The organism is Streptomyces flavofungini (assembly GCF_041028215.1).
Classification (GTDB): domain Bacteria; phylum Actinomycetota; class Actinomycetes; order Streptomycetales; family Streptomycetaceae; genus Streptomyces; species Streptomyces flavofungini_B.
In genome coordinates this window covers 1-11717 of the sequence record NZ_JASKYR010000175.1, presented here as the reverse complement: position 1 = coordinate 11717, position 11717 = coordinate 1, and the positions used below count along the sequence as shown (strand labels likewise).

The window sequence follows — 11717 nt, the reverse complement described above, 5'->3', positions numbered from 1 at the left end:
GGGCGGGGCTGCCTCGGGGGGCGGACGAAGACACCGTGCCCTCACGGTTCGATGACCACCTTGCCGCGCAACTCCTCAATCAGCGCATCGTGTTCCTCGGCACCCAGGTCGACGACGTGTCGGCCAACCGCGTCTGCGCGCAGATGCTGCTGCTCTCGGCCGAGGACCCCAAGACCGACATCAGCCTGTACATCAACAGCCCCGGCGGGTCCGTCAGCGCGGGCCTCGCCATCTACGACACCATGCGGCTCATCCCGAACGACGTGGCCACGCTGGCCATGGGGTTCGCCGCCAGCATGGGCCAGTTCCTGCTCAGCGTCGGCACCCGGGGCAAGCGGTTCGCCCTGCCCAACGCGCGGATCATGATGCACCAGCCGTCGGCCGGGATCGGCGGGACCACCGCCGACATCGCCATCCAGGCCGAGAACCTGGACTTCACCAAGCAGGCCATCGAGCGGATCACCGCCGAGCACACCGGCCAGAGTCCGGAGACGATCTCGCGGGACGGCGACCGCGACCGGTGGTTCACCGCCGAGCAGGCCAAGGAGTACGGGATGGTCGACCACGTGGTCGAGTCCCTGGAAGACGTACGGCCCGCCGGGTCGAAGCGGCGCATCGGCCTCGGCATCTGAGCGGGAGAGGACACATCGTCATGGGTCAGTACACGATTCCCACCGTCGTCGAGCGCACCCCGCAGGGCGAGCGCTCCTACGACGTCTACAGCAGGCTGCTCTCCGAGCGGATCATCTTCCTCGGCACGGAGATCGACGACGGCGTCGCCAACGTCGTCATCGCCCAATTGCTCCACCTGGAGTCCTCCGCCCCCGACCGCGAAGTCGCCCTCTACATCAACTCGCCGGGCGGTTCCTTCACCTCGCTCATGGCCATCTACGACACCATGAGCTTCATCTCCGCCCCCATCTCCACCTTCTGCGTGGGCCAGGCGGCGTCCACCGCCGCCGTGCTCCTCGCCGGGGGCGACCCGGGCCGCCGGTTCGTGCTCGACCACGCGCGCGTGCTGCTCGGGCAGCCCGCGAGCCGGGGCCAGCAGGGGACCGTCTCCGACCTGCAATTGCAGGCCAAGGAGATGCTGCGCATCCGTTCCCAGGTGGAGGAGGTCCTCGCGCGGCACACGCACCACGACGTCGCCACGCTCCGCGCCGACATGGACCGCGACAAGTTCCTCACCGCGCAGGAGGCCGTCGCGTACGGCCTCGCCGACCAGGTGCTCAGCAGGCGGACCCTGCCGGTGGCCGCCTAGCGAGCGCCGTCTCAGGCGGCCAGCCGGACCTGGCCCTGGTAGGACGCTCGGTGCGACGTCCCGTACGGCGTCCCGGCAGGCCGCGTACGCGGGGAGGCGGTCAGCCGGGTCTGGGCCAGGGAGAGCACGTCGGTCAGGCGCAGCCCGAGTGCGTGGGCCGCGGCCGCGAGGACCTCGGAGGAGGCTTCCTTGCGGCCGCGCTCCACCTCGGAGAGGTACGGCATGGAGATACGGGCCGCGTCGGCCACGTCCTTGAGGGTGCGCTCCTGCGCGAGGCGCTCACGGCGCAGCACGTCCCCCACGACGTCCCGCCAGAGAGGCTCCCTGGCGTCGGCGGACCCGGCGGGCGCGGTCGGTGCCGCGGGCGGGCGCAGAGGGATGACGCGGGCTTGGTCTCGGCCGTTCGCTTCGCTGCTCATGGTCACCGTCCCAGCCTAGGAGGCGACCCGCCCGACGGGCAGCACGAGACGTTCCGCCCCACGCGAAATCCCGTACCCGGTGCGGCAGATGACGTGACACGGCGGAGGCCCGCCGCACGCCCCGCTACGTCGTCGTCGAGCCCACCGACGACGCGTCCCGGCCCCAGCTCGCCAGCAGCCGCAGCGCCTGCGCCGACGCGGAGTCCGGCTCCGCGTGGTACATGATCAGTGACTGGTCGCAGTCGTCCGGCAGCCGCAGCGTCTCGAACGACAGGGTCAGCTCGCCGACCAGCGAGTGGCGCATGCGCTTGACGCCGTGCCCCTTCTCGCGCACGTCGTGCGTGGCCCAGAGGCGCCTGAAGTCCTCGCTCTTGACGGAGAGTTCACCGACGAGGGCGGAGAGCCGGGGGTCGTTCGGGTAGCAGCCCGCGTCCATGCGGAGGTAGCCGACGATGTCGGAGGCCTTCTGGTCCCAGTCGAGGAAGAACTCGCGCGAGCGCGCGTCGAGGAAGCAGATCCGCGCCCAGTTGCGCTGCTCCGGAGGCAGCTCGCCCCAGTCGCCGAAGAGGGCCGCCGCGAGCGCGTTCCAGCCGAGGATGTCCGAGCGGCGGCCGAAGACGTACGCGGGCACGCCGTCCATGGAGTCCAGGAGCTGCTGGAGGGCGGGCCGCATGTGCTGCGGGCGCGCCGCCCGCTTCTTCTTCACCGCCTTCGGCTTCGCGAGCCGCGTGAGGTGGGAGTGCTCGGCGTCCGTGAGGCGCAGGGCGCGCGCGATGGAGTCGAGGACCTCGGTGGAGACGTTGCGGCCGTTGCCCTGCTCAAGGCGGGTGTAGTACGCGACGGAGACCCCGGCGAGCTGTGCCAGCTCCTCGCGGCGCAGGCCCGGCACGCGGCGGTGCCGTCCGTAGTCGGGCAGACCGACGTCCGCGGGCTGAAGCCGGGCCCTGCGGGTGCGCAGAAACTCACTGAGCTCGGCCCGCCCGTCCAGCGTCGCGGCCCCTGCCGGGCCACCGACGCCTGCCTCCGTTTCGTGCGTCTCGTCCATGTTTCCAGTATCCCGGGTCGTACGCCGCTGAGGCTGTCCCCGTCAGTGGTAGGACCGCTGGACGTAGGCGGAACGGGTGGCTGGGTGGGTCTGTCCCTGACTGGCAGCCTCGAAGGCATGACTCAGCAGATCACCACCGTTTCCGCATACGCCGCTCCCGCCGCCGACGCGCCCCTGGAGCGGACCACCGTGCCGCGCCGCGCCGTCGGCGAGTTCGACGTGCTGATCGACATCAAGTACGCCGGGATCTGCCACTCCGACATCCACCAGGCCCGTGACGGCTGGGGCGAGGGCATCTTCCCGATGGTTCCCGGCCACGAGATCGCCGGTGTCGTGGCCGAGGTCGGTCCGGGTGTCACCAAGTTCTCCGTCGGCGACCGGGTGGGTGTCGGCTGCATGGTCGACTCCTGCCGCGCGTGCGAGAACTGCCGGGCGGGGCTGGAGCAGTACTGCGTGCGGGGCAACATCCAGACGTACAACGCGCTCGACCACCAGGGCGAGCCGACGTACGGCGGCTACTCCACGCACATCGTCGTGGACCAGGCGTTCACCCTCCGCATCCCCGAGGGGATCTCGCTCGACGTGGCCGCGCCGCTGCTCTGCGCGGGCATCACCACGTACTCCCCGCTCAAGCGCTTCGCCGCCGGTCCCGGCAAGAAGGTCGCCGTGGTGGGCCTCGGCGGTCTCGGCCACATGGCCGTCAAGATCGCGCACGCCCTCGGCGCCGAGGTGACCGTCCTCTCGCAGTCCCTGCGCAAGAAGGACGACGGCCTGCGCCTGGGCGCCGAGCACTACTACGCGACCAGCGACGACGCCACGTTCGAGCAGCTCGCGGGCTCCTTCGACATGATCCTTTCGACGGTCTCGGCACCGCTGCCGCTGGACAAGTACCTGGGCCTGCTGCGCTCCGAGGGTGCCTTCGTCAACGTCGGCGCCCCCGAGGAGCCGGTCTCGCTGAACCTCTTCTCCGTGATCGCCGGTGGCAAGACCCTGGCGGGCTCCATGATCGGTGGCATCGCCGAGACCCAGGAGATGCTGGACTTCTGCGCCGAGCACGGCCTCGGCTCCGAGATCGAGCTGATCCGCGCCGAGCAGATCAACGAGGCGTACGAGCGGGTCCTCGCCAGCGATGTGCGGTACCGCTTCGTGATCGACGCCGCGACGATCTGAGGCCCGTGTGGCTTGAACGCGTCTCGGTCGCCGGTCCTGGTCCGCAAGGCTTCGCGGATCAGGACCGGCGACCGATGTGTGCCGTCGCCCGCCCGGCATAGCGTCGTTCCGTCAGTGCACGACAGGCAGTCGAGTCAGACGGACGAGGAGATCAGACGATGTCCATCGAGTTGAACCACACGATCGTCGCGGCGGCGGACAAAGAGGCCTCGGCACAGTTTCTCGCGGACATACTGGGGCTGAAGGTGAGCCCGCAGTTCGGTCCGTTCATCCCGGTGGAGATCGCGAACGGGGTCACGCTCGACTTCGCCGACAACGGCGACCGGCCCCTCGTTCCGCAGCACTACGCGTTCCTGGTGTCCGAGGACGAGTTCGACGCGATCTTCGGGCGCATCAAGGAGCGCGCGCTGCCCTACTGGGCCGACCCGTACCACCAGCGCGTGAACGAGATCAACACCAATGACGGCGGCCGGGGCGTGTACTGGGAGGACCCCGACGGCCACAACCTGGAGATCCTCACCAGGCCCTACGGCAGCGGCGGCTGAGCCAGGAAGGCGAGCACCGGCTCGGTGGCCACGTCCGCGAACTCCTCGAAGTAGGCGTGCCGGGCGCCGGGGACGAGGAACGTCCTGGCGTCCGGGATGCGCCCGGCGAGCAGCGGGACGTTGGCGGCCGGGTTGAACGTGTCGTCCGTGCCGTGCACGACGAGGGTCGGCGCCTTGACGCGGGGCAGCGCGTCCCACGCGTCGTGGCGGTTGCTGGCCCGCAGATGGCGGCGGCGCGCGTACGCGGGCATCGTGGGGTCGCCCAGCGTGTGGTACTCCCGGCCGGGCCTGAGCCGCTCCTGCTCGGCGAGCCACCCCGGGGTGTACATCAGTTCGAGCAGAGCGCGGCGCACGGCGTCCGGATCGGCCTGGCCCAGGGCCGCGCGGACGGCGGGGCCGCGCTCGACGGCGTGCGGGCCGCCGGGCGAGGTGCACCCGAGGACGAGCCGACCGACGCGGTCCGGGTGGTCGGCGGCGAGGAACTGCGCGATCCGGCCGCCCATCGACGTCCCGTAGACGTGTGCGCGCCCGATGCCCGCGTGGTCGAGGACCGCGACCACGTCACGGGCGAACCCCGGTGTGCTGTACGTGTCGGTGTCGGGGCGGCCGCTCCCGCCGGTGCCCCGGTGGTCGATGACGACGGTGGTGAAGCGCGCGGCGAAGGCGTCCCGTACGGGGTCCCACCAGTGGTGGTCGTTGGACTGCCCGCTGAGCAGCACCAGCGGATCGCCGGAGCCGTGCGTCAGGTAGTGGATCGCCGTACCGTCGGCCGCCGTGGCGAGGGGCACGCCCGCTCACGCCTTCCGGAGGTCGGCGACGAGGCGGAAGCGCTCCAGGACGACTCCGGTGCCGTCGTCCACGGTGAACCCGGGGTCGCCGAGCGCGTCCCGCATCTCGGCCCCGTGCCAGAACTCCTCGTGCCCGGCCCGCCACTGCGCCACGGTGGTGTAGCCCTCGCCCTCGTCCACGGCGTGCGCCAGATCCACGTCGGCCAGCGGCACCACCCGCACCTCCGTGACCTCGATGACGGCCACCGGCCGGTCACCGGAGTCCACGACGACGGACCGCTCGCCGACCTCGGGCAGGGGCTCCCCCTCGCGTTCGTAGCCGACGACGAGGCCGGTCGTCGATGTCTTGGAGCCGTCCAGGATCGCCGCCACGAGCTGATCGCGCAGCGGCCCGGGAAAGGCGAACTCGGCTGTGGGAAGCGAGGACTCTGTGGTCATGGGGTCACCCTAGTCACCGTCGTCCCTCGCGGCTCCCCAGTCCCAGAGTGCCTGGAGTACGGGGCCGAGCTCGCGCCCGCGCGGGGTCAGGACGTAGGTGACGGTCGCGGGCCAGCCCGGGGTGCGGGTGCGGTGGACGACGCCCGCGTCGTGCAGGTGTGCGAGCCGGTCGGCCAGGACCTTCGCCGAGAGCCGGGGCAGCGCGGCGGACAGTTCGGTGTACGTGCGGTGCCCGTGCCGCAGCAGTTCGCGGACCAGGAGCGTCGTCCAGCGGCCGCGCAGGGCGGCGAGTGTGATCTCCACGGGGCACTCCGGGTGCGGGGAGGTGACCCGCGCCTTCGCGTCGTCCGGGAGCCCCGGCGCCGGGCGCGCGCCGCCGCTTACCGTTCGGTGAGTCACGAGACGTCCTCCTACTGTCCCCCGTATGACGATGAGCGCTCCCCCGACGGCCCCGTCCCTGCCCACCCGTGCCGAAGACCCCCCCCCCCCCCCCCCCCCCCCCCCCCCCCCCCCCCCCCCCCGTCCCCGCCGCGTTCGCCGCGCGGTTCAACAGCGGTGATGCCGAGGCCGTACGCGAACTGTACGAGGAGCGGGCCGCCTTCGTACCCGCCACCGGGGACGCCGTGCACGGCGACGCGGAGATCGCCGCCGCCAACGCGCCCTTCCTCGCCCTCGGCCTGCCGATCACCGTGACGCCCCGGCAGGTGCATGTCGCCGGGGACCTCGCGCTGCTGATCGTGGACTGGGAGATCGGCGCCGGCGAGGTGCGCGCGACCGCCACGGACGTGGCACGGCGCGGTGCCGACGGGTTCTGGCGCTATGTGATCGACAGTCCCTTCGGCGCCGCGCCGCCCGGTTCCACGCCGCGCTAGCGCGGCGGCAGGACGGTCCCGACGCGTCCTACTTGCCGTAGTACGCGTTGTGGATCGAGACCGTCGACTTGTTCCCCCTCTTGTCCGTGATCTTGTGAGCGGCCATCCGTCGGGGCCGGTCCCCGTCTGCTGCTCCAGCTCCTGAGCTGCTGGTGCTGCCGGGTGGACATGGCGGTGGCCCGCACCCGGGTCGGGGTGCGGGCCACGCGTACGGGACGGGCCGGGGGCCGGTGGGTCAGACGGCGGAGCCGGCCTTCCACTGGGCCCAGTCCATGTTCCAGCCGTTGAGGCCGTTGTCCGGGGCGATGACCTTGTCGCCGGTGTTGCGGACGTCGACGACGTCACCGGTGATGGAGTTCTCGTAGAACCAGGAGCCGGGCTTGCTCTTGTCGCCCGCGCCCTTGGCGTCCTGGAGGCCGATGCAGCCGTGGCTGGTGTTGGCGCTGCCGAAGATGGACGGCGAGCCCCAGTAGTTGCCGTGGATGAAGGTGCCCGAGCTCGACAGGCGCATGGCGTGCGGCACGTCCTTGATGTCGTACTCGCCCTTGCCGTCGCCGTCCTTGAAGCCCACGGTGGCGCCGTCCATGCGGGTCTCCTTGAACTTCTCGGAGATCACCATCTTGCCGTTGTACGTCTTGTTCTCGGGCGACCCGGCGGAGATCGGGATGGTCTTCACGACCTTGCCGTCCCGCGTCACCTTCATCGTCTTGGTCTTGGCGTCGACGATGGAGACCTGGTTGCGCCCGATCTTGAACTGGACGGTCTTCTGCTGCACGCCGTAGACACCGTCGGCGCCCTCGACACCGTCGAGGTCCAGCTTCAGGGTGACCGTGGAGTTGCCCTTCCAGTACTCCTCGGGGCGGAAGTCCAGGCGGTTGTTGCCGAACCAGTGGCCGGAGATCTCCTGGCCGCTGGTGGAGGAGACCTTGACCGCGGACTGGACGGCCTTCTTGTTCGTGATGCCCTTGTCGAAGTTGATGGAGACCGGCATGCCGACGCCGACCGTGGAGCCGTCCTCGGGCGTGAAGTTCCCGATGAAGCTGTTGGCCTGCGAGACGGTCGTGAACGTCGAGTTCTCGTGCGCCTTGCGGCCCTCGGAGTCCGTGGCGGTCGCCGTGATCTCGTACTTCGTGGCCCGCTCAAGCTGCTTGCCGGGCTTCCAGCTCTTCTTGTCGGGAGATATCTGACCGGCCACGGCGGTGCCGTCGGCGGTCTTCATGGACACATCGGTGAGGGTGCCCTTGCTGACGGTGACCGCCGCCGCGCTGTTGATGCTGGCGTTGTCGGAGCCGTTCTTCGGCGCGATCCTGATCTGGGCGACCGACGTCTTCTTGGCCGCCGCCTCGTCGACCTGGTTCTGCGACTCCTTGCCGCCGGAGGCCTTGTCGCCGTCGTCGCTGCATGCCGAGAGCACGAGCACACCGCCCACGAGAGCGGACACGGCCGCGAGGCCCTTGCGTCCGCGCCCCGCCGTGCGGCGCCTACTGTCCGTCATCACACACATCTCCATAGTTGCCGAATCCCGAACACACCGAGAGTCCCCGTAGACCCGCATAACGTCCTGCCCGGTTCGTCCCGTTCCACTACCGCGCGGAATGTGGGGAACACCACGTTCCGGGTGCTGGACCCGTCCGCCCCTGGCCGACCGTGCCCACTGTGCACCCTGTGGGGGCCGGGGAGCCAACCGCCCCTTGTGCACGACGGACGCCCTCAGGGACGACGGAACCCCGGACAGCGGTTGCTGTCCGGGGTCCCCGATTCCGGATTCCTCAATCCGGTGGGCGTCCATCGATCCGGTGGGCGTCCGCCGAACGGTCAGACCAGCGCGTCGTCGTCGGCGCCGTCCTCGTCGCGCTCCCAGTCCGGTGCGTCGGGGTCGTAGTCGATCGTCTCGCTGCTCCACGACGCCTGGGTCAGCTCGACCCCGGGGACCTGGCTGACCAGGTCGAACGGGTCCACGAGGTAGGCGAGCGCCTCCGCCTCGTCGCCCCGCACCGCGGACTCCGCGTGGGCCCGCTCCTCCGCCGGCATCTGCTCGTCCTCCGCGATGCGGGCCAGCGCGGCGCCGGTCAGCTTCTCCGTGTCACCGACCTCGACCACCATTTCGACGCGCAGCCGTACAAACCGTGATGTCTCGTCTCCAGTCATACGAGGGAGCGTAAGGCCCGTTCACCCCGCGACTTTCCCGCGACCCGCGCCTTTCACTACCATCGCCCCACACGGCCAATTCGCCAGCACCACAAGGGGGATCCGATTCCGTGTCCGCACGCCGATCGTTGCTGACCGCCACCGCCGCCGGAGCCCTCCTCGGCGCCCTGTGGTTCGTTCCCTCCGCGAACGCCACGTCCCCTTCTTCCGGTGACGCCCCGCAGGTCAGACATGCCGAGCAGCAGTCGGCGTCCGCACCCGCCGCCCACGGTTCCACCGGCCGCCTGGCCGACACGGGCGGCTTCGACACGACGCCGTACGTGATCGGCGGCACCGCCTTCCTCGGCCTCGGCGCGGGCTTCGTGGCGTTCTCGGTCCGCAGAGAGCGGACGGCGGGCGGGGTGGCTCACCGGGGCCCGTCACCGGCCGCCTGAAGTCCGCCCCCGCCCGCCGTCCCGCGGTGGACCGTGCTCAGGCCAGCGGGCCCGTGACCGGCTCCACCGCGGCGAGCAGGGCTCCCGTACGGACGAAGGCGTCCGCCCCCGCCAGGTCGGGGGCGAGGAAACGATCCGGCCCGGGACCCTGCACGCCCGCCTTGCGGAGCGCGGTGATGACCTCGCGGGTCGCGGGCGCCGGGGTCAGGTCCGCACGGAGTTCGACGGCGCGCGTGGCGGCGTAGAGCTCGATGGCGACGACGCGGGTGAGGTTGTCGACCGCCGTACGGAGCTTGCGCGCCGCCGACCAGCCCATGGACACATGGTCCTCCTGCATCGCGGAGGACGGGATGGAGTCCGCCGACGCCGGGACCGCGAGCCGCTTCAGCTCGCTGACCAGGGCCGCCTGCGTGTACTGGGCGATCATCAGGCCGGAGTCGACGCCCGCGTCGTCCGCGAGGAACGGCGGCAGGCCGTGCGAGCGGTTCTTGTCGAGGAGCCGGTCCGTACGGCGCTCCGCGATCGAGCCGAGGTCGGCGGCCGCGACGGCGAGGAAGTCGAGGACGTAGGCGACGGGGGCGCCGTGGAAGTTGCCGTTGGACTCGACACGGCCGTCGGGCAGGACGACGGGGTTGTCGACGGCGGCGGCCAGCTCGCGCTCGGCGACGAGCCGCGCGTGCGCCATGGTGTCCCGGCCCGCGCCCGCGACCTGCGGGGCGCACCGCACGGAGTAGGCGTCCTGGACGCGCGGCGCGTCGTCCTGGTGGTGGCCCGTGAGACCCGAACCGGCGAGGACCTTCAGCATGTTGGCGGCGGACGCAGCCTGGCCCGGGTGCGGCCGGATCGCGTGCAGCTCGGGCGCGAGGACCTTGTCCGTGCCGAGCAGCGCCTCCAGCGTCAGGGCGGCCGTGACGTCCGCGGACCTGTAGAGGGTGTCGAGGTCGGCGAGGGCCATGAGCAGCATGCCGAGCATGCCGTCCGTGCCGTTGAGCAGGGCGAGGCCCTCCTTCTCGCGCAGCTCGACCGGCGTGACGCCGTGCGCGGCGAGCAGCTCGCCCGCGGGCCGCACCTCGCCGTCGGGCCCCTCGGCGTCCCCCTCGCCCATCAGCGCGAGCGCGCAGTGGCTCAGCGGGGCGAGGTCGCCGGAGCAGCCGAGGGAGCCGTACTCGTGGACGACCGGCGTGATCCCGGCGTTCAGGACGTCCGCCATGGTCCGCGCGACCTCGGGCCGCACGCCCGTGTGGCCCGAGCAGACCGTCTTCAGGCGCAGGAACATCAGCGCGCGCACCACCTCGCGCTCCACCCGCGGGCCCATGCCCGCGGCGTGCGAGCGGACGATGTTGCGCTGGAGCTGGGCCCGCAGGTCGGGGCCGATGTGACGGCTGGCAAGGGCGCCGAACCCGGTCGAGACGCCGTAGACCGGCTCGGGCTTGGCCGCGAGCGCGTCGACGATCTCGCGCGCGGCGGCAAGGGCGGTCAGTGCCTCGTCGGTCAGTTCGATCCGCGCGTTGCCGCGCGCGACGGCGATGACGTCCGCCGCGGTCGTCCCGGACGTCCCAAGGGCCACGGTGCCCACGCTGTGCATATCCATATTCAGCAGCGTACGGACTGAATCGCCGGGTGTCACGGGTGGGGCGCGGCGGGACCACTTACCACCCGTGCCGCACACCGGCCCGGCCGCGCCCGAGCGCCCCGCGGAACGTCAGCCCGTACCGCGTACGCAGCCGGTGGATCTCCCAGCCGGAGAGCGCGGTCACCGAGACCGGCGCGCCGAGCATGAACGCGTAGAGCACGGCGGGCGGCGCCGCCACCACCACCGCGTCGTCGGACAACTGGAGGAACGCGAGGCCCCACAACAGCAGCGGCGAGAGGACCGGCGGGAGCAGCTCATGGATGGCACCGGCGCGGAAGCAGCTGTTCACGGCGTACACCAGCAGGGCGATCGTGTAGACGAGGCCCACCAGGACGCCGACGAAGGCGGCGAGACCGGCGGCGATGGAGATCAGGTAGTAAGAGAGGACCAGCGCGAAGGAGCCCTGGTTGTCGGTGAGCCCGAGTCCCTCGCGCAGCACGTACCAGCAGAGCCAGACCGCGCCCGCGCCCATCGCCAGGGCGAGCAGTGTGCCGAGGGGCTGAGTGGCGCGGCGCAGGTAGACGGGACGGAGCGAGGCGTCGGCGAGGCCGATGAAGAACGTGGCGGCGACGAGGATCGCGACGACCGCGAACCCGGCGGCGACCACCAGGTCCTCGACCTTGCCGAGGACGAACTCCTCGCGCCCCTGGCGCAGCGGATAGGCGAAGACGAGCCAGACGGTCGCGCCGAGCCCCAGCAGGGTGCGGCCGGACTGGAGGGCGCTGACCGTGCGGTCCTCGATCGCACCGGGGCGGTTCGGGGTGCCGTACCGGCGGGCGAGGTTCAGCGGGCGCGCGGCGGCACACMAGCCCGCACCAGACGGTCGCGCCGAGCCCCAGCAGGGTGCGGCCGGACTGGAGGGCGCTGACCGTGCGGTCCTCGATCGCACCGGGGCGGTTCGGGGTGCCGTACCGGCGGGCGAGGTTCAGCGGGCGCGCGGCGGCACCCCGCAGGGAACGGGGCG

The 11717-nt window shown here is 71.5% G+C and carries 15 protein-coding genes; 6 read left to right on the top strand and 9 right to left on the bottom strand.

Annotation, left to right across the window (positions count from 1 at the left end; all coding sequences use genetic code 11):
* The first annotated feature begins 8 nt into the window (after window positions 1-8).
* A complete protein-coding gene (locus AB8Z36_RS14745) occupies window positions 9-632 on the top strand; it encodes a ClpP family protease (protein ID WP_369213738.1) in 624 nt (207 codons plus the stop codon).
* 20 nt (window positions 633-652) lie between these two features.
* On the top strand, window positions 653-1261 hold the full coding sequence (locus tag AB8Z36_RS14740; RefSeq protein WP_369213736.1) for a ClpP family protease: 609 nt from the start codon (window positions 653-655) through the stop codon (window positions 1259-1261).
* 11 nt (window positions 1262-1272) lie between these two features.
* Here AB8Z36_RS14740 and AB8Z36_RS14735 read toward each other — a convergent pair whose 3' ends face one another.
* Together AB8Z36_RS14735 and AB8Z36_RS14730 are read right to left on the bottom strand one after the other, a co-directional pair.
* The gene (locus tag AB8Z36_RS14735) at window positions 1273-1680 is read right to left on the bottom strand and encodes a helix-turn-helix domain-containing protein (RefSeq protein ID WP_369213735.1); all 408 of its coding nucleotides are present in this window, start codon (window positions 1678-1680) and stop codon (window positions 1273-1275) included.
* A gap of 124 nt (window positions 1681-1804) precedes the next feature.
* Entirely contained in the window at window positions 1805-2725 is a 921-nt protein-coding gene (locus AB8Z36_RS14730; protein ID WP_369213734.1) for a helix-turn-helix domain-containing protein, read from the bottom strand.
* Between the two features lie 117 nt (window positions 2726-2842).
* Here AB8Z36_RS14730 and AB8Z36_RS14725 point away from each other — a divergent pair, with 117 nt between their 5' ends.
* Complete coding sequence (locus tag AB8Z36_RS14725) at window positions 2843-3895, top strand: NAD(P)-dependent alcohol dehydrogenase (protein WP_369213733.1); 1053 nt, start codon at window positions 2843-2845, stop codon at window positions 3893-3895.
* Between the two features lie 158 nt (window positions 3896-4053).
* Window positions 4054-4440 carry a VOC family protein gene (locus AB8Z36_RS14720; RefSeq protein ID WP_369213732.1) on the top strand — a complete coding sequence of 129 codons (387 nt, stop codon included), beginning with the start codon at window positions 4054-4056 and terminating at the stop codon, window positions 4438-4440.
* Here AB8Z36_RS14720 and AB8Z36_RS14715 read toward each other — a convergent pair.
* Genes AB8Z36_RS14715 through AB8Z36_RS14705 form a run of 3 tightly spaced genes read right to left on the bottom strand, consistent with a single transcriptional unit; the run spans window position 4422 to window position 6065 of the window.
* The gene (locus AB8Z36_RS14715) at window positions 4422-5228 is read right to left on the bottom strand and encodes an alpha/beta fold hydrolase (protein WP_369213731.1); all 807 of its coding nucleotides are present in this window, start codon (window positions 5226-5228) and stop codon (window positions 4422-4424) included. The genes AB8Z36_RS14720 and AB8Z36_RS14715 overlap by 19 nt on opposite strands.
* A 6-nt stretch (window positions 5229-5234) precedes the next feature.
* Window positions 5235-5666, bottom strand: coding sequence for an ASCH domain-containing protein (locus AB8Z36_RS14710; RefSeq protein ID WP_369213730.1), 432 nt, complete (start codon window positions 5664-5666; stop codon window positions 5235-5237).
* A gap of 9 nt (window positions 5667-5675) precedes the next feature.
* Window positions 5676-6065, bottom strand: a complete 390-nt coding sequence (locus AB8Z36_RS14705) for a winged helix-turn-helix transcriptional regulator (RefSeq protein WP_369213729.1) — start codon at window positions 6063-6065, stop codon at window positions 5676-5678.
* Window positions 6066-6133: 68 nt separating this feature from the next.
* On the opposite strand from AB8Z36_RS14705, the gene AB8Z36_RS14700 reads away from it, so the two are divergent.
* Complete coding sequence (locus AB8Z36_RS14700) at window positions 6134-6538, top strand: YybH family protein (RefSeq protein WP_369213728.1); 405 nt, start codon at window positions 6134-6136, stop codon at window positions 6536-6538.
* Between the two features lie 235 nt (window positions 6539-6773).
* On the opposite strand, the gene AB8Z36_RS14695 is transcribed toward AB8Z36_RS14700, so the two are convergent.
* Together AB8Z36_RS14695 and AB8Z36_RS14690 are read right to left on the bottom strand one after the other, a co-directional pair.
* Complete coding sequence (locus tag AB8Z36_RS14695) at window positions 6774-8033, bottom strand: L,D-transpeptidase (RefSeq protein WP_369213727.1); 1260 nt, start codon at window positions 8031-8033, stop codon at window positions 6774-6776.
* Window positions 8034-8353: 320 nt separating this feature from the next.
* Complete coding sequence (locus AB8Z36_RS14690) at window positions 8354-8686, bottom strand: hypothetical protein (protein WP_369213726.1); 333 nt, start codon at window positions 8684-8686, stop codon at window positions 8354-8356.
* Window positions 8687-8796: 110 nt separating this feature from the next.
* Between AB8Z36_RS14690 and AB8Z36_RS14685 the strand changes: the two genes are divergently transcribed.
* The gene (locus AB8Z36_RS14685; protein ID WP_369213725.1) at window positions 8797-9120 is read left to right on the top strand and encodes an LPXTG cell wall anchor domain-containing protein; all 324 of its coding nucleotides are present in this window, start codon (window positions 8797-8799) and stop codon (window positions 9118-9120) included.
* A gap of 37 nt (window positions 9121-9157) precedes the next feature.
* Here AB8Z36_RS14685 and hutH read toward each other — a convergent pair whose 3' ends face one another.
* Window positions 9158-10696, bottom strand: coding sequence for a histidine ammonia-lyase (gene hutH / locus AB8Z36_RS14680; RefSeq protein WP_440581920.1), 1539 nt, complete (start codon window positions 10694-10696; stop codon window positions 9158-9160).
* Window positions 10697-10769: 73 nt separating this feature from the next.
* Window positions 10770-11642 (bottom strand): hypothetical protein, encoded by an 873-nt coding sequence (locus tag AB8Z36_RS14675; protein WP_369213724.1) that lies wholly within the window; start codon window positions 11640-11642, stop codon window positions 10770-10772.
* Window positions 11643-11717 lie beyond the last annotated feature (75 nt).